A 19,292-nucleotide genomic window follows, 5' to 3' on the forward strand; every position below is an offset into this window, starting at 1 on the left:
GGATCAGGTCCTCAAATACCGCCGCAGGGAGATGGAAGAAGCCAATGCGGACAGAAGCATGGCCCCCAGGATCAGCGCCGGGGCCATGAGCAGGACCGTGGACTGGTCCACGTAGGGCATCCACTGGACCGTCCGGGCCAGCCAATCCGTGATGAAAAGCTTGACGATGGCGCTCAGAGCGCCGACAGCCAGAAGAGATCCCAGCAAGGATGCCACCACGCCCTCCAGGATGAAGGGCAGTCGTATGGTCCAGTTGGAGGCTCCCACCAGTCTCATGATCTCGGTCTCGTTGCGACGCGAGGCTGCGCTCATCCTGATGGTGGTGCCAGTCAGCAGGATGGCTACGATCACCATGACTACAGCCAGGACCAGGGTGACTGCCGTAGCCCTGTTGAGGATCTTGAAGACCGGGTCGAATATCTGACGCTGGTCGGACACCTCCTCTACGCCGTCGCGTCCGGACAGCACCTCGGAGACCACCTGGTACTTGGTTGGATCCTTGAGTTTGAGACGCAGGGAGGCCTGCATGTCCGCTGCGGTCATGGTCCTTCCCTCGTATGTGCCGTTGGGGTACTGCTTGAGGAAGGTGTTTTTGAAGAAGTCCTCCCTGCTCTGGTAGGTGATTTTTGCCACAGAGTCGCGCAGCTCGGTATTGATGGTGTTCTCCAGCTTGACGATCTCGGCGTTGGTGGGCGCCTTGCCGGTCGCGCAGGATGCCGCCTGGCTGGCGCCGTCCGGGCATAGCCAGACCACCACCTCTACTTGGTCGTACCAGTCCCCCTTGGCCTTGCTGATCTGGGCCTGCATGAGTCCCGATGCGCCGATGAAGAGGAAGGAGATGAACGTGACCAGCATGACCGAGAGGATCATGGAACCGTTGCGCCGCAGGTTGTCCCAGGTGCTGGAAAGGATGAACCGCAGTCTCATCGTGCCGCCTTCTTCTTGTCATGACGCTCGTTCCGAGCCTGTGCGCCGCTCTTTTGCTGGGGCTTCCTGGCCGCCTTGGGGGCTTCAGGGGGAGCGGGCGGGGCCGGCGGGGCCCCCATGGACTCGGCATCGTAAGACTCAACATCATGATCTATTTCATTCGTCGAGTCCTTTTTACCGGTCCTGCTCTTGCCGGAGGGTTCTTTTGAGGATTGCGCGCCGTCCTGCTTCATGCGGACCGCAGCCTGACCGGATTCGCCGGTCGGTTGGGCTGGGCTGGAGATATCGGGCCTCTTGAACTGTTGTTCACGATCAGAAGCCTCAGCAGAGGATTCCTTCAACGGTTGGCGGTTTTTGACTTTGTCGTCTTTCTTGGACCCGCCTTGACCATGGTCATGATTGTGATCGTCATGCGCGAGACCCTTGCGGTCACGACCTGGGCTCCTATCCTGCTCTTGGCTGCCCGCATCTTCGGGCCGCGGAGCAGCTTCCGAACCACGAGCGGACTTCCGAGACTTCCTGGAGGCTGCAGGTTCTGCAGGTTCTGCTTGGGGACGATTCCCGGATTCGGCGCGATCAGTTCCTGCCTTGCCCTGGTCTTTGTCGCCGGAACCTTCACTCGACTGACCCGGTCGATCCTGGCTGCCCTGAGACACCGGTGCAGGTCTGCGGAATCGTTCGTCAGAATCGGAATCGGCCTTCCGATCGGGCTGCCCCGAAGAGGCTTCTTCATGCTGACTGGAATCTTCCTGCGCAGACTCAAGACTGCCCAGGCCCTTCCCCCAGGTCAGGGTGTCCTCGACCGAGGTGAAGACCTGCCCATAACGTCCTGTCCTCCCCGAATGCATGGACTTGGCCAGCCGTGCGATTCCCTCATCGCCATACTGACCCTGGTCGACGGCCTGTGCCGCCGCCTGGACCACCTGCTTGGCCCCCTTGGTTCCATCCGAGATGGGTTCGGTAGCCGAGCTATTCCCATCCTGCACAACAACCTGCACCGGACGGCGCCCTCCAACACCAACCTCACGAGCACGGTCCAGGGCATCGCCGTCGGCGGGATCCCCGATGGCATGATGGGAGCGCGCCGCAACCTCGGCATCGGGGAAGAAGCGCGAAGAATCGTAGGAGCCGTGGGCCTCGTCGCGCATGATCCGACCCGTATGCAGCTCCACCACCCGCTTGCGCATGGAGTTGACGATCTCCTCGTTGTGGGTGGCCATGACCACGGTGGTGCCGGTCCGGTTGATGGCATCCAGAACCTCCATAATGCCCAGGGAGGTTGTGGGATCTAGATTGCCTGTGGGCTCGTCAGCCAGCAGGATTTCCGGATTATTGACGTAGGCGCGGGCCAAAGCCACCCTTTGCGCCTCGCCGCCGGAAAGCTCATGGGGGTAGTTTTGCTCCTTGCCCGTCAGCCCCACGGTCTTGAGCACCTGAGGAACCAGAGTCTTGATGGTGGATCGACGAGCGCCGATGACTTCCAGCGTGAAGGCCACGTTCTGCCATACAGTCTTGTTATTGAGCAGCTTGTAATCCTGAAACACAAAGCCGATGGAGCGCCGATACCCGGGAATCTCACGGTTGCGCAGGCGTCGCAGGTCGTTGCCGGCCACGCGGATCTCCCCCTCGGTGGCCTCCTCCTCGCGCAGAAGCAGGCGGAGCAGGGTGGTCTTGCCCGACCCGCTGGCGCCCACAAGGAAGACAAAATCCCCACGATCGACATCCAGGCTGATGTCATCCAAGGCGGGACGGGACCCCTTGGGGTAGATCTTGGTCACGTCCTTGAGCGAAATCAACGCCATTGACTCTCCGTTCCTCGGTATTCCCCTACAGAGGCTATCAAGAAGACCGACACTACACACTCATGAAACACCGACCCGGATGAGGCCGAGCGCAGGTTTATTTGCTGGCTTCCTCCTCACGGGCCTGAACCCGCTGCTGATGCCGCCAACGGATACCGGCCTCTATGAAGGCATCGATGTTGCCGTCAAAAACGCCCTGGGTATCAGAGGTCTCGTATCCGGTGCGCAGATCCTTGACCATCTGGTAGGGATGCAGGACGTATGAGCGCATCTGATCACCCCAGCTGGCCTTGATGTCGCCGGCCAGCTCCTTCTTCTTCTTGGCCTCCTCTTCGTGCCGCAGAACCAGCAGCCGGGACTGCAGAACGGCCATAGCAGCCGCACGGTTCTGAATCTGGCTGCGCTCATCCTGCATGGTGACCACGATGTTGGTCGGCAAATGGGTAATGCGCACGGCCGAATAGGTCGTGTTGACACCCTGGCCGCCGGGGCCGGAGGAGCAGTACGTATCCACTCGGATATCCGAATCGGGGATGTCGATGTGGTCGGTTGGCTCCACCAAGGGGATGACCTCGACGGCGGCGAAAGAGGTCTGCCGTCGCCCCTGGTTGTCAAAGGGCGAGATCCGCACCAGACGATGGGTGCCGCCCTCCACCGACAGCCGACCGTAGGCGTAGGGGGCATCCACCTGGAAGGTGGCTGACTTGATGCCAGCCTCCTCTGCATAGGAGGTATCCATGACCTTGGTGGAGAAGCCGTGCCGCTCAGCCCACCTCATGTACATGCGCAGGAGCATCTGGGCCCAGTCGGCCGCGTCCACCCCGCCGGCGCCAGAGCGGATAGTGACCACGGCAGCACGCTCGTCATACTCCCCGTCCAGCAGGGTCTGGATCTCCATATCGGCCAGGTCGGACCTCAACGAGTCGATCTCCTTGCGGGCCTCCACCAAGGTGTCCTGATCATGCTCCTCCTGACCCAGCTCCTCCAGAGCCTGGACATCCTCCAGCCGGGAGGATGCGGACTCCAGATGCTTGAGCTGGGATTGCAGGGCCGAGAGCCTGCTGGTCACCTTCTGGGCGTTCTCCTGGTCGTCCCAGAGTCCGGGCGCGCTGGCCTGACGCTCCAGATCAGCAATCCGCGAGCGCAAACCCTCCGGGTCCAGCGCCTTGGAAATCATCTCGTACTTGGCCTTGGCCTGATCCAAAGCTTGGGCAAAATCCATCTCTGCCATACCGTCTCACCGCTTTCCAGACCGGCTCCACGCGAGTCGGTCGCCGTCTTCATTCCCCTTTGCCTTTGCCTGTGACGGCCGGATTCCCGCCGACCGGACGGACCGGGTCAAAGGCCGCTGAAGATGGCGGGAATGACAAGACTGGCCAGCAAAGCCACGGCAATGACCAGGCAGACCGCCCTGGCTGTGTTGCGGCGCCGACGTTCCCGGCGCTCACGCTCATGACTGTAGGCACTCATAGTTGATAATTTTACCTATCGGCTGGGACCTGGCTGGCGACCATCCAGACCCGACTGTCGGACGGACCGTCTCTGTTTGAGCGTCGACCGGTTTATCCTGTAAGACAGCTTATGCCAATACGAGAGCACCGCCTGAAGGAGGAACGATGAGCACAGCACGCACCGCATGGGGTTGGGGCCTGGCCAGCCAGGACGAGCAGGGCCGGACCCTGGACGTCTGGTACCCCAAGGCCGAGATCTCGACGCCGCCGACCCCGGCAAGCCGTCCCAACCACGGCTTTGGCGACCAGGTCAACAGCCAGCCGGACGCCCGCGGCATCCGAAAGGTTCCGGTCTTCACTGTGGCCGATCTGGATGGCCCGATAGCCAATGCAGCCGATGCCTATCTGCGGCTTCATCTGCTCAGCATGCGGCTGGCTCCTCCCAACAGCATGAACCTGGACGGGATCTTCGAACAGCTCAACACGGTGGTCTGGACCAACTACGGACCCTTTGCCGTTGAGGACTTCGCCCTGCGCAGGTCAGCGGTCATGGCTGCAGCCAGCCGGTCCATGCCGGGCATCCCGGTGACACAAGTAACGGTGCTGAGCGTGGACAAATTCCCCCGCATGGTGGATTACGTGGTTCCCGAGGGAGTGCGCATCGGCAACGCCGACCGGATTCGGCTCGGCGCTCATCTGGCGCCGGGAACGACGGTCATGCATGAGGGCTTCGTCAATTTCAACGCTGGAACTCTGGGCCACTCCATGGTCGAAGGACGGATCTCCCAGGGAGTCGTGGTCGGCGACGGTTCGGACATCGGCGGCGGAGCCTCCATCATGGGCACCCTGTCCGGCGGAGGCCGCCATCGAGTCTCCATCGGTCAGCACTCCTTGCTGGGAGCCAACGCCGGCATCGGCATCTCCCTGGGCGACGACTGCGTGGTTGAAGCCGGGCTCTACGTCACCGCTGGCACCAAGATCGGCCTGGGCGACCAGGAGGTCAAGGGGGCGGAACTCAGCGGACGGGATCATCTGCTCTTCATCCGCGACTCCCGCACGGGCCAGGTCAGAGCCCTGCCTCGCAAGAAGGGGATCGAGCTGAACGAGCGGCTGCACGCCAACTGAACCCAGGCAGCCATAGGATTCAGCGCTGCTCTATGGGCAGGTAGTCGCGTGGCCCCTGACCGGTATAGACCTGCCGGGGTCTACCGATTTTCGTGTCAGGATCGTCCAGCATTTCCCGGTACTGGGCGATCCATCCGGGGATGCGACCCAAGGCGAAGAGCGTGGTGAACATCTCCGGATCGAAGCCGATGGCGCGGTAGATGAGCCCGGTGTAAAAATCCACGTTGGGATAGAGGTGCCGCTCGACGAAGTAGTCGTCATGCAGGGCCAGGTCCTCCAGCTCCAGGGCCACGTCGAAGAGCTCTGCGTCCTCGGCGTTCCTGTCCTGGTCGGGCTCGTCCATGAGCTTGTAGAGCCACTGCTTGGCTATTGCCGCGCGCGGGTCATAGGACTTATAGACCCGGTGGCCCAGACCCGCGATTTTCCGCCCCTCGCTCTTGGCCTGGTCCACATAGCCTCGTACACCCAGGCCCGAATTCCGTATGTTCTTCAATTGACGAAGCACGGCCTCGTTGGCACCGCCGTGCAAGGGGCCTGACAGAGTGTTGATGCCGGCAGCCACCGCAGAATACAGATTGGCCCGGGCCGATCCGGCAATCCTCACCACTGAGGTGGAGCAGTTCTGCTCATGGTCGGCATGGATGATCAGGAGCTTGTCCAAGGCTTGCACCCTGAGAGGATCGGCCTGATAAGGCTGGTAGGGCATGGCGAAGCTCATCCGCAGGAAGTCCTCCACATAGCCCCAGGTCCTGTCCGGGTAAAGCAGGGGCTGGTCGCGGCGACGACGGTGGATTAGAGAGACGATGGTGCGCACCTTGGCCATGATGATGGCGCTGGCCTCCTCCAGCTGATCAGGATCATCAACATTGCAGGTGTCGGGGTGAAAGCCTGCAAGGGCGTTGACCGCCGCGGCCAGCACACTCATGGGATGAGCCTGGCGGGGGAAGGATGAGAGCAGATGGCGGAAGTCCTCCCCTACGACCGTGTAACCCAGGACATGGCTGCGGAACTGCTGGTACTGCTCGGCATCAGGCAGCTCGCCATGGGACAGCAGCCAGGCCACTTCGAGAAAATTGGACTGGGCGCACAAGTCCTCTATGGCATAGCCCCTATAGCGCAGTATGGATCGCTTGCCGTCAATGAAGGTAATTCCCGAAACGCACTGAGCTGTGGTCTGGAAGCCGGGATCGAGCGTGACCCAGCCATCGTTGCGCAGGGAGGAGACCAGAATGCCGTCGGGCCCCTCGGTGGCGCGGACCAATGGCAGATCAACCTGGTCGGAACCGATGGACAACCGTGCTGTAGACACCACGCACCTCCTGTCAATCAACCAGTGAGGTGCCAGTGAGAGTCGACGGCCATGCCGGATCAGGCTACCGGCACCTGTACCGGCGTGGAATTGCCGACATGCTAACAGAAACAATCACGACTTCGATTACCGGCTTGTAACCGCAAGCAGGAATCCGCCGCCTCCACCAACGATGCGCAGGTCCAAGCCAGTGCCGTCTTCGCTCCCGCAGCAGCTTGCCGGCACAAGGCCAATGAAGCAAGTGCAGGTGTCCAACAGGGTCGGCATCAAAAAGGGATCCAAGAGCATCCACATTGTGGACATTCCTAGATCCCTTATGGTCCTGATTCGGCCTCGGACAGCCTTTTGGCTCAGTCCCTGGTCGTCAGGATGACAGGTCCCTGCTCGGTGATGGCGATGGTGTGCTCGCTGTGGGCGCCGCGCGATCCATCTGCAGAACGCAGGGTCCACCCATCCTTGGGATCCTGGTAAATCTGATCGGTGGTCGCTAGGAACCAAGGCTCAATGGCGATGACCAGACCCGGGCGCAGCTTGTAGCCGTGATGGGGAGTGCCGTCGTTGGGCACATGGGGATCACCATGCATGATCCGCCCTACCCCGTGTCCGCCGAACTCCAGGTTGACGCTGTATCCGTTTTCATGGGCAACCTCACCGACTGCAGCGGAGATGTCGCCTAGGCGGTTACCTGGCTGAGCCTGGGCGATGCCGGCCTTCAGGGCCTCTTCGGTGGTCCGAATCAGCCGCAGATCCTCCGGATCGGCATGCTCGCCCACAACGAAGCTGATGGCCGAGTCGCCTACCCAGCCGTCCACGTTGATGGCCAGATCGAGGGAGAGCAGGTCGCCGTCCTTGAGGTTGTAGTCATAAGGCACCCCGTGCAGGACGGCATCGTTGACGGATAGGCAGATGTAGTGGGCGAAGGGTCCGGTGCCGAAATCAGGCGCATAATCCACATAACAGGAAGTGGCTCCCTTGCGGGAGTTGATCCTGTCCTTGACGTAGTCGTCCAGCTCCAGGAGGTTGACCCCAGGCTTGCTCATGGCCTTGAGCTCCTTGAGGATGCTGCCGACAAACCTGCCCGCCGGCTTCATCTGTTCGATCTCCTGCTTGGTTTTGAGCTCGATCATCCTCTGCGTCCTTTCATGATTGGTGCCCGCGGGTGCCGCCCCTCAGGATCCTGCCCAAGTACTACCTCTCAGTATTATCGGGTCACTCGGACGAGTCCGGCTCTCAGTTCCGGCCGAAGGTGAAGGCCCTGATAATGGAGACGACTCCCAGCACCAGAAGAGCGCACCCGCTGAAGATAACCAGGAAGATGACGGAGCTCAACGGGTAGATCATGACGATGACCCCGGCGATGATGGAGACGATGCCGGAAAAGATGGCCCAGCCTGAATGCGGGAGCCCCCAGGAGGCGGCCAGGCTCATCACGCCCTCCATGATCCAGCTGATGCCCACAATGATGGTGACCAGCAGGGTCAGCGCTGAAGCGGACAGGGCCGTGTTCCTGACGATAACGATGCCGCCGACGGCGATCAGAGCGCCAAAGAGGACACCCAGCACCCGCCAACCGCCGGGAAGTCCCCTGGACACAATGGAGGTGGCCAGACGGACCACGCCGGAGATGATGAAGTAGATGCCCAGCACCACAGTCACGGCTATCAGGGTCTTGTCCGGCCTGAGCAGCAAGGCCAGACCCAGGATGACTCCAATCACGCCCATGACACCCATGATGACGCGGATGGCCCGCAAGGTTCTGAATCCCAGATCCTCGGCGATCATGGAGAAAGGATCCATGCGTGGCGGGCGCCCCTGATAGCCGGGGTATTGCCCATACTGACCATGATTATTCTGGTATTGGCCGCTATTCTGCCCAGAATCCTGACCGCCGTACTGGTTGGGCTGACCGCCCTGCATGGGATCCGTCATACCGTCCTCTTTCGCTCGCTCAGGGCGGCTGATGGGCCGCCCTGTTACCGTCTTCCAAGTGTAAATCACCAACAGAGGCAATCGTGGCTTTTCCCTTCGGCGGATGATTCGTCGATCCGCCAATTTCCGGTGGCCACAGGGCATGGCATGTCACCAAAGATGGCTAGGCTTGTACCATGGCACAATCTACAGAATCCACGACCTCCTCCGGACTTGACCCGGCCTCCTTCTCTTCGGTCATTCGCCCTCAGGACGATCTTTTCCGCTTCGTCAACGGCCCCTGGATCGACACCTACAGTCTGCCCGAGGACCGCTCCCGGTTCGGCTCCTTCGACAAGCTTGCCGAGGATGCCGAAGCACAGATCCATGAAATCCTTGAGGATCCGGAATCCCCGGCCGTCAAGTCGGCCCTGCTCTATCGCAGCTTCCTGGACACCGATGCCATCGAGGCTGCGGGAATGGAACCCATCCGCTCCGACCTGCAGGCCATTGATGCTGCACCCGACAAGAAGGCATTGACCAGCCTGCTCGGCCAGCTCAATCCGACTGGCGGCCCCGACCTGTTCGGCATCGCCATCTATGGCGATCCGGGCAACGCTGGCGTCAACGTGGCTCACATGGAGCAGGCCGGGCTTGGGCTCCCCGACGAGGCCTACTACCGGGAGAAGAGCTACGCTCCAGTCCGCCAGGCCTACACCGACATGGTCGCCTCACTGCTCAGGCTCTCCGGCTACGCCGACGACCAGGAGGAAGCCCACAGGCAGGCGGAGTCTTTCCTTGAGATCGAGACCCGCATAGCGGCACGCCACTGGAACAATGTATCCACACGAGATGAGGATCGCACCTACAATCCCACTACCCTAAAAGACTTGGAGTCAACGCTTGCCGATTTCGATCTGCACACTTGGATCGAGTCCTGGCAGAGGGCCTATGCCTCCAGCCCGGTCGCCAATCTGCAACCAGTCGATCTGAACGCAGCCCTGTCCAGGACCATCGTGCATGAACCCTCCTTCCTGCAGGGGTTGAACGATCTATGGAAGACCAGCGACCTGGATGACCTTAAGCTCTGGGCCCGCGTACACACTCTGATCGAGTGGGCAGGTCTGCTCAGCAGCGACTTCGATCAGGCCAGGTTCGACTTTTACGGCAAGGTCCTTTCAGGCACGACCAAGATGCGTGACCGCTGGAAGCGAGCCGTCTCCCTGGTCAACGGCATTTGCGGCGAGGAGGTCGGACGCGAGTATGTGCGCCGGCACTTCCCTGCTTCCAGCAAGGCTCGTATGGAGGCCTTGGTCAAAGACCTGATCGACGCCTACCGGGTCTCCATCACCTCCAGCGACTGGCTAGGCGAACAGACCAAGGTCAAGGCACTGGCCAAGCTGGACAAATTCTCGCCCAAGATCGGCTACACCGAGCACTGGCGCGACTATACGGCCCTGGCTGTGGACGAAAAACTGGGCCTGGTCGACAACGTACGGAGGGCCAACCTCTACGAGTCCGGTTATCAGTTCGGCAAGGCCGGCCAGCCTGTGGACAAGGAAGAGTGGCTGATGAACCCTCAGACAGTCAACGCCTACTACGAGCCCACCCTGAACGTCATCGTCTTCCCCGCAGCAATCCTGCAGCCGCCCTTCTTCAACCCAGAAGCCGACGATGCGGTCAACTACGGAGGCATCGGGTCGGTCATCGGCCACGAGATCGGTCACGGATTCGACGACCAGGGCTCCAAGTACGACGGCGACGGACGTCTGCAGGACTGGTGGACCCCGCAGGACCGTGAAAACTTCGAGCAGCGGACCAAGGCGCTCATCGAGCAGTACAACGGGTTCGTCCCCCAACAGCTTGCCGAGAAGTACGCCGACAAGCCCGGGCAGGCACCTCATGTCAATGGGTCGCTGACCATCGGCGAGAACATCGGAGACCTGGGAGGCGTCAACATCGCCATCAAGGCCTATGCCCTCTCCTTGCAGAAGCGGCGGGGCGGCACAGCCGGGACAGACGATGCGGCCATGGACCAGGCGCTGGCCTCGGCTCCGGTCATGGACGGCTACACCGGCCTGCAGCGGTTCTTCCTCTCTTATGCCTCCATCTGGAGGACCAAGAACAGGGATCAGTTGGCCGAACAGTATCTGCAGATCGATCCCCACTCCCCTGCTGAATTCCGCACCAACGGCATCGTCAGGAATGTGGATCGCTTCTATCAGGCCTTCGGGGTCACCGCCGAGGACGGCATGTGGCTGGAACCCGCCGCACGGGTCAGAATCTGGTAAGCCAGCTCGATTGAGATCGTTGGCTGTTTGACGGTTTCAATCAGCCTGCTGATCAAGGTGGGAGGCCGACGGGAGTCAGTCGGCCTCCCACCTTCGTCTTGCTCGGCCAAAACAACCTTTGCTCATCCGACATTGGAAGCCTCCACCGATGTCCGCTCGGCTGCAGATGATGCAGATGATGCTGAGGCAGTTTCGGGCGGCGATGATGTCAGCGGAGTGGTCCAAGGATCCGGACCGGCAGCCCCCTCATCAATGGGCCCAGCACCTGATTGGATCTTGGTGAAGGTGTCCTGTCCCCTGGCCAGGTCGTGACCGATGCCATCGGCCACCAAGACCAGGCTGTTGTGCGATTGACCATCACTAGTCCATTCCTCCGTCACCAAGGATCCGGATACGATGACCGGATCGCCCTTGTGCAGACAGGCCAGGGCATTAACCGCCAGAGTCCTGAAAGCCTTGACCGTCAGCCAGGTGGTGGATTTTCGTTTCCACACCCCAGCTGAGGCATCGTAATAGGCCGGGGTAGAGCCCAGCCTGAAGGAGCAGACCGGTGTGGCGCCCGGCTGTCCCAGACGGGCTGGCTGGGTCCCCATAAAGCCGAAGACGGTCGTTTTTATTTCGTTGATGGACATATCGGAACCTCTCTGTCGAAGGTATGAATCCGACGCTGTAAACCTGTCGGTCGATTACTAATTGCGCGGCGGTGAAGCCGTCCGACGGAGAACCCCTAGCCAGAGCGCGGATAATCGGAGCGGGGGAAGGGACTGGCCCCAGCCAGGAACCCTCCGTCGAACGGTGAATCCATCCTGCCTCCGCACACGTCCCCGCACCCGACCTGCTGGCCATTGTGGTCGAACGGGCTCGGCCTTGTTCCCGTGGTGGATAAGCCACCCCATGGCTGGGTTCCGAATGCCCCCGTCACCGCCCCGGACCATTGAGCATCGGTCCTGGGCTAAACTGTGAGAGCAGATACATCGGCACGGTTTGGAAGGACCTGCAGTCATGGTTCACACGCTGGTCAGTTGGAACATCGATTCGCTCAACGCCGCCCTGTTGGGCAAGAGCAGCCGCAGCGCCCTCTCCCTGAAGGTGGTGGAGACCATACGGGATCTGGACCCTGATGTCGTAGCCATCCAGGAAACCAAACTCAACGGTGACCAGAAGAAATCCGCAGGCATCCTTAAGGCGCTCATGCGCTACTTCCCTGATTATCAGGAGGTGGACCGCCGCTCCGAGCCCCCGGCCCGCACAGGCTATGCAGGCACGCTCATGCTCTACCGTAAGAGCCTGCCGGAGCCTACCGTAACCCGCCCCCGCATCGGCGCTCCGGCCACCATGGACGACGAGGGCCGTATGCTCACCCTGGAGTTCCCGGACTGCTTCGTCACCACGGTCTACACCCCCAATTCCGGATCGGGACTGGTCAGGCTCAAACCACGCGGCATCTGGGATGATTGCTACCGTCGCTACTTGCAGGAGCTGGATGCCCGTAAACCGGTCCTGGCCTGTGGCGACTTCAACGTGGCCCACGAGGAGATTGACATCGCCAACCCCGGTTCCAACCATCACTCAGCCGGCTTCACCGACCAGGAGCGCGAGAAGTTCGGCCTTCTGCTGGATGCGGGCTTCACCGACACCTTCCGAAAGATCCATGGCGATGCCGCCGGCTTCTACGACGATCACCGCAGCGTCTACACTTGGTTCGCCCAGCGGGCCCCAAAGAGCAAGATCAACAACTCCGGCTGGCGCATCGACTACTGGCTGACCTCCAATCGGATCGCTGGCCAAGTCAGCACCAGCGAACCGGTGGACACCGGCGAGCGCCAGGATCATCTGCCCATTCTGATGCGCATCTGACCTGATAGATTCCTGAACCCAAACCGATAAACCAGAGGGGTGGGGTCTTGGTCGCATACATCATGGCGTGACCAAGACCCCACCCCTCTATATTGTTGCGATAAACAACTTTGAGTGCGGCATACCCTACTGCAGAGCTGCTATCCGATCCACGATCACCTGATCGGCCTGATCGGCAGGAACCGCTTGCACATCCGAACCGTCGCGATTGCGGATCTCGATAGTACCGTTGGCAATGGTGTCGCGACCTGCGATGGCGACCAGGGGCACCCCAATCAGCTCGGCATCCTTGAACTTGACCCCGGGAGATACCTTGAGACGGTCATCGTAGAGGACCTCCACACCACGCTTCTCCAGTTCGGCGACCAGTTTCTCGGCGGCATCGAAGGCCTCCTGCTTCTTGCCGGTGGCCACCACATGCACCGCGGCAGGAGCGACAGCCTTGGGCCAGGCCAGACCCTTGTCATCGTGATGCATCTCGGCGATGCAGGCCAGCACACGGGAGATGCCGATGCCGTAGCAACCCATCCAGACCGGCACAGCCTTGCCGTTATGGTCCAGGACCTTCAAACCCAATGCGTCAGAGTATTTCAGCCCAAGCTGGAAGACCTGGCCAATCTCCACGCCACGCTCGAAGCTGAGCGGCCCGGAACCGTCAGGGCTCATGTCACCGTGACGCACTTCGGCGGCTTCCACCACTCCGTCGGCTTGGAAGTCACGCCCGTAGACCGCATTGGCCAGGTGCACGCCTTCGGCATCAGCCCCGGTCACCCAAGCTGAACCGGGCGCCACATGGGCGTCGAGGAAGTAGCGAATATGAGCGGCGGACTCAGTGTCCGAACGCTGAGGACCCAAAACGCGGGGTCCGATGTATCCCTTGACCAGCTCGGGGTGGGCAGCAAGGTCAGCCTCGCTGGCCTCCTCGATCTCGGCCGGGGCGAACTGGGCCTCCAGCCGCTTCATGTCCGCCTGACGGTCGCCCGGCAGGCCGACGGCCACCAGCTCCCGCCAGCCCTCGGGATGGTCATCATCCGCAGGGTGCTTGACGGCCACAACCAGGTTCTTCAGAGTATCGGCAGCAGTCCAGTCCCGGCCGTCCTCACGAGGATGCAGCTGGTTGAACTGCTCCACCAGAGTGTCGATGGTGGTCGAGTCGGGAGTGTCCAGCTCCTGCATGGCCGGGGTCGCAGCATAGTCGACGGGATCAGGACGCGGGGTGGTCAGCGCCTCCACGTTCCATGCCTTCCCCGAGGGAGCCAGCGCAAAGGTATCCTCGCCTATAGGCAGCGGAGCCAGAAACTCCTCGGACTCGGATCCCCCCATGGGTCCGGAAACCGCATGGACGATTACGTAATTGACACCCAGACGCTTGAAGATTCGCTCATAGGCGCCGCGCTCATCCTGGTAGGCCTTCTTCAGCCCTTCCTCGTCCACGGTGAAGGAGTAAGCGTCCTTCATGATGAACTCGCGACCCCTGATCAGCCCGGCGCGGGGACGGAACTCGTCGCGGTACTTGGTCTGGATCTGGTACAGAACCACCGGCAGGTCCTTGTATGAGGAATACATGTCCTTGACCAAAAGGGTGAACATCTCCTCGTGGGTGGGAGCCAGCAGGTAGTCAGCACCGTGCCTGTCCTGGAGGCGGAAGAGGTTCTCGCCGTACTCCTCCCAGCGGTGAGTGGCCTCGTAGGGCTCGCGAGGCAGCAAGGCCGGGAAGTGGACCTCTTGGGCGCCAATGCCGTCGATCTCCTCCCGGACCACGGCCTGGACCTTGTCAAGGACTTTCAGACCCAGCGGCAGCCAGGTGAAGATGCCGGGGGCCACCTTGCGGACGTAGCCGGCCCGCTGCAGGAGTTTGGCCGAGTCCACATCGGCATCGGCAGGATCCTCCCTGAGGGTCCGCAGAAAGAGGGTTGACATGCGCATGGCTTTGGTTCTCATACCTCCCAAAGATATGCGCGCAAAGGGACAAGCAGCTGCAGGGGAAGCTACATGACGATCCGCGCAACCAAGCCCGAAACCAAACAGCATATGCAGGTGAAAGTCGGTAAATTCGTAACCGGGCATCTATCCAGCTCTAAGTCCCTCCATTGGGATAGCCAAGATATAGTGGTTGTATATCGAACAGGTTTTCTGATTTACAAGGACAAGGCGGGCACCTATGTCATCAGAGCCGGGTGTGACCATCCAGACCTTTACCAACCTCGACGCAGAGCACATGACGTTCCTTCTGGAGGCCGATCCTTCAGAACGGATAGTTCGTGACGTTTTCATCCATTCGCGCGCCTACGAAATCCGAGTGGGACAAACTCTGGCCGGTGTCATGCTGCTTGTCAGACCAAACACGGATACCTTGGAAATTGCCAACATCAGCGTGGACCGCGCTTTACGCAGACTGGGAGTCGGAAGCCGATTAATAGACCGAGCCAAGATGGAGACCGTCAGACTGGGCCTGAGAAGGCTGGAAGTCGGGACCGGATCCACCAGTTTTGGAGCCCTTTGCTTCTACCAGACATGCGGGTTTCGCATGGACCGCATTGAACGGGATTATTTTGTCAATCGCTACGCGCATCCCATTGTCGAGAACGGAATCACCCTGAGAGACATGGTCCGCCTGTCATGGCATCTCTAGCGACCCCAATAACCACACCAGGCCAAGACCGATAAGGACGACCCTTCAGAAAAGCTGGTCCTGGCTGAATTCGTCTTCTGGCTCCTGACCGACGGCCCGCTTGGTGAAGGACTCGGGACCTTCATCCTTCAGACGGGCGCAGGCAGCCTTGGATTCGGCCCTCAAACCCGCATCCAGAACGACGGCATCGGGAGAGACCAGGAAGGCGTGCTCATTGATGCCCGTCAGGTAGAGCCCATCCAGGCTTTCCACACGCGAGAGGGCCACGTAGCCCATCCCTGGCGCGAAGGTCCGTCTCAGGTCCATGACTGCCCTGTCCAGGGTCATCCCCTGGGACTTGTGGATGGTGATTCCCCAGGCGCAACGAAGGGGAACCTGATTGACGGCGGCCAAGACCGCGTCCCCGTCCATGGTCTCCCAGGCGGCCGGCTTCATGGTGACCACGTTGCCGTTCTGGAAGGAGACGATCGGCCATCCCCCCTTGGCCGAGCTGGTGAATCCACTGACGGTGCCGATAGAGCCGTTGACATATTGATGGTCCTGGTCGTTGCGCAGGGCCATGACCGCGGCCCCGGTCTTCAGGGCCAGATCCTCGGGGGCCAGCATGTTCTTCTTCAGCCGTTCCACTAGCCTGGCCTCACCTCGGGATGTGGCCTGGTAATGGTGGGCCTCTTCGTCGATGGAGGCCAGGCGCTGGTCGTTGAGCGTGTCGGCCTGCTTGTTGACCGGAAAGAGGTGAACCGCCACCTGGCCGGGGGCGGGCACTGCGCCGACACGGGCGGCCAGGACCTCATGGTCCTCCTGGGTGACGCCACCCTCTCTGATGTCAGTCAGGACGGTCAACAGCTGGCCATCGTCCTGGCGGTGCTGCTCGGTCAAGTAACAGATGACCGGGTCCAGGTCCTGCCAGACCAGTGATTCTGTTACGAACCCATCCGGGTCCTTGCCGGCCTGGGCATAGCGTTCCCGGGCAGCCTGCAATTCAGGGCTGGGCAGTATTCCTGCAGCTCGGTTGGATCGCGTCACCGGCGGCAGCTGGAAGAAGTCCCCGGAAAGGACCACCTGGATCCCTCCGAAGGGTTCAGGGCTGTGGCGAACGGCCCGGCAGGCCTGGTCCACCATGTCGAAGAGCCAGGCGTGCATCATGGAAACCTCGTCGATGACCAGGATGTCGGTGCCCTCGATCTGTCTGCGACGGCGGGTCTTGATCCGCTTCAAGAGCGATTCGGTCATGCAGGTAGCGATGCCTACTCCGCTCCAGGAGTGGATGGTCTGGCCGTTGATGTGCGTGGCGGCGATGCCGGTCGAGGCGGTCACCGCCACCACCGCCCCAGCCTGACGGGCCTGGGCGACGAACTCGTTGAGCACAAAGGTCTTGCCTGACCCGGGGGCGCCCGTGATGAAGGCATTGGCCCCCGCACTCAATATGGTCAAGGCTTCGGATTGCTGCATGCCTCCATGGTGCCACGTCAGAGGTACATGGCCATGCCTGTCAGTAGTCGGTCTTCTCAGGCTTGTTGGCGTCCTCGACCGGATTGCCGGACTCTTCGTAATGACGCAGCAGGCTGGTCTGCTCGATCTGTTCCGCCCCGGCCTTGGACTGCGCCTGGTCAGGTCCGGGAGCCGGAAGGAAGAACATGGAGCGGTAGTAGCGCAGTTCGTCCATGGACTCGATGATGTCGGCCAGGGCCCTGTGGCCGCCATGCTTGGCCGGCTTGTTCTTGTAGACGTCCGGGTACCAGCGGCGGGACAGCTCCTTGAGGGTGCTCACGTCGATGACCCGGTAGTGCAGAAGATCCATCAGTTCAGGCATGTACCTGTCGAGGAACTTCTTGTCGGAGCCCACGGAGTTGCCTGCCAGATGAGCCTTGCCGTTCTTGGGCAGGAAGGGCTTGACGTACTCGATCACCTGACGCTGGGCCGCCTCAAGATCCAGGCCGGTCTTCATCTCCTCGATCAGGCCGGAGGAGGTGTGCATCTTCCTGACGAAGTCTCCCATATGGTCCAGGGCCGCCTGGGAGGGCTTGATGACCAGGTCGATGCCCTTGTCCAGGACCTTCATGTTGAAGTCGGTAGGCACCACGGAGACCTCGCACAGCTCGTCATGGAAGATATCCAGACCGGTCATCTCGCAGTCAATCCAGATCATGCGGGATTCCTCCGCAGAGAAAGTCAGATCATTGTTATCGCTCATCTGTACGCCTTTCAGATCCGGGTCGCGCACCGGATCGCTTCTTCCGCCGTCTTGAACGGAACATTACAAGATACCGCCAGCACGTGACCGGCGGGGGGTCCGCCAGCACAGCCGACCGGGCCATGACTGACTTGTGATATGCAATCGGCGCAGGTCCTGATGAGATCCTGCGCCGATCACCTGCCTATCTTGGCTCAGTTGTGGAAACCCGAGTAGTTGGGGGCTTCCTTGGTCATGACGATGTCATGGGGATGCGATTCACGCAGACCGGCATCGGTGATCCGAATGAACCGGCCCTTGCGCTGCAGCTCGGGGATAGTTCGGGCACCGGTGTAGAACATGGTCTGATGCAGGCCGCCGACCAGCTCGTAGAGCACATAGTTGAGCGGACCGCGGTAGGGCACCTCGCCCTCGACACCCTCTGGCACCACCTTGTCGGAGCTGGTGACATCGGCCTGGAAGTAGCGGTCCTTGGAGTAGCTCTTCTTGCCGCGCGGAGCCATGGCGCCCAGCGAGCCCATGCCCCGATAGACCTTGTACTGCTTGCCATGCAGGAGGACCTTCTCGCCAGGGGCCTCCTCAGTGCCTGCCAGCAGACCGCCCAGCATGACCGAATCGGCCCCGGCCACGATGGCCTTGGCGATGTCGCCGGAGTAATGGATTCCGCCGTCGGCCACCAGGGGAATCCCGGCAGGGCGGCAGGCCAGGGCTGCATCGTAGACGGCGGTCAGCTGGGGCACACCCACACCGGCAACCACGCGGGTGGTGCAGATGGAGCCGGGGCCCACGCCGACCTTGACCGCGTCAACGCCGGCATCGATCAGCGCCTGGGCGCCCTCGCGGGTGGCCACGTTGCCGCCGATCACATCCACATGGTCGAAGGCGTGATCTGCCTTGATCCTGCGAATCATATCCAGCATGAGCTTGGCATGGCCATGGGCGGTGTCCACGACCAGGATGTCGACCCCGGCATCGGCCAGGGCGGTGATGCGCTGCCAGGCATCGCCGAAGAAACCAACGGCTGCAGCCACACGCAGCCGTCCGCGCTCATCCTTGGTGGCCTCGGGGTACTGCTCGGTCTTGACGAAGTCCTTGACGGTGATCAGCCCGGTCAGCTTGCCCTCGCTGTCGACCAGGGGAAGCTTCTCCACCTTGTATTTGGCCAACAGCTCATGGGCATCTTCCTTGGTGATGTTGGACGGGCCGGTGATCAGATGGTCCTTGGTCATGATGTCGCTGACCTTGAGTCTGTCGAAGTCGGCAGGATTGACGAAACGCATGTCACGGTTGGTGATGATGCCCACCAGCCGCTGCCGACGATCCACCACGGGCAGACCGGAGACCTTGTAGGTGGAGCAGAGCTTGTCCAGGTCGGTCAGCGTGGCATCCGGGGTGACGGTCAGGGGGTCGGAGATCATGCCGGACTCGGACCGCTTGACGATGTCGACCTGATTGGCCTGATCCTCAATGCTGAGATTGCGGTGGAGGACGCCGATGCCGCCGTTGCGGGCCATGGCCACAGCCATGGTGGCCTCCGTGACGGTGTCCATGGCAGCCGAAAGGACCGGGGACTTCATGGTGATGTTCCGAGTCAACCGGGTGGTGGTATCTACCTCGGAGGGGATGACATCGGATTCGTTGGGGAGCAGGAGGACGTCGTCATAGGCCAGACCGATTTTCTGGAAGGCGTCGGGAAGTTGAGTGTAGGAGGAGGGTTCGCTTTGTGGGTTTTCCATAGCCATAGCACCATGCTACAAGTGCTTCTTGACCGTTCACTGCACCGTGTCCGCACTATT

The 19,292-nt window shown here is 61.2% G+C and carries 16 protein-coding genes; 4 read left to right on the forward strand and 12 right to left on the reverse strand.

Annotated elements, in window-relative coordinates; all coding sequences use genetic code 11:
- Nucleotides 1-3: 3 nt before the first annotated feature.
- The 4 genes from ftsX to ACUIAG_RS04360 all read right to left on the reverse strand — a co-directional run bounded on the left by ftsX (nucleotide 4) and on the right by ACUIAG_RS04360 (nucleotide 4,199).
- Nucleotides 4-927, reverse strand: a complete 924-nt coding sequence (gene ftsX, locus ACUIAG_RS04345; protein ID WP_045924722.1) for a permease-like cell division protein FtsX — start codon at nucleotides 925-927, stop codon at nucleotides 4-6.
- Entirely contained in the window at nucleotides 924-2,729 is a 1,806-nt protein-coding gene (gene ftsE, locus ACUIAG_RS04350; protein WP_445340305.1) for a cell division ATP-binding protein FtsE, read from the reverse strand. Before ftsE ends, ftsX begins: the two co-directional genes overlap by 4 nt.
- A gap of 97 nt (nucleotides 2,730-2,826) precedes the next feature.
- Nucleotides 2,827-3,960: a peptide chain release factor 2 gene (prfB, locus tag ACUIAG_RS04355; protein WP_045924723.1), complete on the reverse strand. Its 1,134-nt coding sequence runs from the start codon at nucleotides 3,958-3,960 to the stop codon at nucleotides 2,827-2,829.
- A 107-nt stretch (nucleotides 3,961-4,067) separates the two neighbouring features.
- Complete coding sequence (locus tag ACUIAG_RS04360; protein ID WP_255297770.1) at nucleotides 4,068-4,199, reverse strand: hypothetical protein; 132 nt, start codon at nucleotides 4,197-4,199, stop codon at nucleotides 4,068-4,070.
- A 146-nt stretch (nucleotides 4,200-4,345) separates the two neighbouring features.
- Here ACUIAG_RS04360 and dapD point away from each other — a divergent pair, with 146 nt between their 5' ends.
- Nucleotides 4,346-5,305 carry a 2,3,4,5-tetrahydropyridine-2,6-dicarboxylate N-succinyltransferase gene (gene dapD / locus ACUIAG_RS04365; protein ID WP_313835736.1) on the forward strand — a complete coding sequence of 320 codons (960 nt, stop codon included), beginning with the start codon at nucleotides 4,346-4,348 and terminating at the stop codon, nucleotides 5,303-5,305.
- Between the two features lie 19 nt (nucleotides 5,306-5,324).
- Here dapD and ACUIAG_RS04370 read toward each other — a convergent pair whose 3' ends face one another.
- From ACUIAG_RS04370 to ACUIAG_RS04380, 3 genes are all read right to left on the reverse strand, one after another.
- Nucleotides 5,325-6,614 (reverse strand): citrate synthase, encoded by a 1,290-nt coding sequence (locus ACUIAG_RS04370; RefSeq protein WP_445340306.1) that lies wholly within the window; start codon nucleotides 6,612-6,614, stop codon nucleotides 5,325-5,327.
- 350 nt (nucleotides 6,615-6,964) lie between these two features.
- A complete protein-coding gene (gene map, locus ACUIAG_RS04375; RefSeq protein WP_029678693.1) occupies nucleotides 6,965-7,741 on the reverse strand; it encodes a type I methionyl aminopeptidase in 777 nt (258 codons plus the stop codon).
- A 103-nt stretch (nucleotides 7,742-7,844) separates the two neighbouring features.
- Nucleotides 7,845-8,543 (reverse strand): HdeD family acid-resistance protein, encoded by a 699-nt coding sequence (locus ACUIAG_RS04380; protein WP_313838176.1) that lies wholly within the window; start codon nucleotides 8,541-8,543, stop codon nucleotides 7,845-7,847.
- A 176-nt stretch (nucleotides 8,544-8,719) separates the two neighbouring features.
- On the opposite strand from ACUIAG_RS04380, the gene ACUIAG_RS04385 reads away from it, so the two are divergent.
- A complete protein-coding gene (locus ACUIAG_RS04385) occupies nucleotides 8,720-10,813 on the forward strand; it encodes a M13 family metallopeptidase (RefSeq protein ID WP_445340307.1) in 2,094 nt (697 codons plus the stop codon).
- A gap of 122 nt (nucleotides 10,814-10,935) precedes the next feature.
- On the opposite strand, the gene ACUIAG_RS04390 is transcribed toward ACUIAG_RS04385, so the two are convergent.
- Entirely contained in the window at nucleotides 10,936-11,445 is a 510-nt protein-coding gene (locus tag ACUIAG_RS04390) for a single-stranded DNA-binding protein (RefSeq protein ID WP_313841847.1), read from the reverse strand.
- Nucleotides 11,446-11,815: 370 nt separating this feature from the next.
- Between ACUIAG_RS04390 and ACUIAG_RS04395 the strand changes: the two genes are divergently transcribed.
- Entirely contained in the window at nucleotides 11,816-12,670 is an 855-nt protein-coding gene (locus tag ACUIAG_RS04395) for an exodeoxyribonuclease III (RefSeq protein ID WP_445340308.1), read from the forward strand.
- Between the two features lie 126 nt (nucleotides 12,671-12,796).
- Here the strand turns inward: ACUIAG_RS04395 and ACUIAG_RS04400 are convergent, their stop codons facing one another.
- Complete coding sequence (locus tag ACUIAG_RS04400; protein WP_445340309.1) at nucleotides 12,797-14,611, reverse strand: proline--tRNA ligase; 1,815 nt, start codon at nucleotides 14,609-14,611, stop codon at nucleotides 12,797-12,799.
- Nucleotides 14,612-14,831: 220 nt separating this feature from the next.
- Here ACUIAG_RS04400 and ACUIAG_RS04405 point away from each other — a divergent pair, with 220 nt between their 5' ends.
- Nucleotides 14,832-15,302, forward strand: a complete 471-nt coding sequence (locus ACUIAG_RS04405) for a GNAT family N-acetyltransferase (RefSeq protein ID WP_445340310.1) — start codon at nucleotides 14,832-14,834, stop codon at nucleotides 15,300-15,302.
- 45 nt (nucleotides 15,303-15,347) lie between these two features.
- Here the strand turns inward: ACUIAG_RS04405 and ACUIAG_RS04410 are convergent, their stop codons facing one another.
- The 3 genes from ACUIAG_RS04410 to guaB all read right to left on the reverse strand — a co-directional run bounded on the left by ACUIAG_RS04410 (nucleotide 15,348) and on the right by guaB (nucleotide 19,238).
- Entirely contained in the window at nucleotides 15,348-16,754 is a 1,407-nt protein-coding gene (locus ACUIAG_RS04410) for a PIF1 family DEAD/DEAH box helicase (protein ID WP_445340311.1), read from the reverse strand.
- A gap of 40 nt (nucleotides 16,755-16,794) precedes the next feature.
- A complete protein-coding gene (gene orn / locus ACUIAG_RS04415; protein WP_313841851.1) occupies nucleotides 16,795-17,496 on the reverse strand; it encodes an oligoribonuclease in 702 nt (233 codons plus the stop codon).
- 194 nt (nucleotides 17,497-17,690) lie between these two features.
- Complete coding sequence (gene guaB / locus ACUIAG_RS04420) at nucleotides 17,691-19,238, reverse strand: IMP dehydrogenase (protein ID WP_198182789.1); 1,548 nt, start codon at nucleotides 19,236-19,238, stop codon at nucleotides 17,691-17,693.
- Nucleotides 19,239-19,292: the final 54 nt, after the last annotated feature.

Source organism: Bifidobacterium sp. ESL0825 (assembly GCF_052606465.1).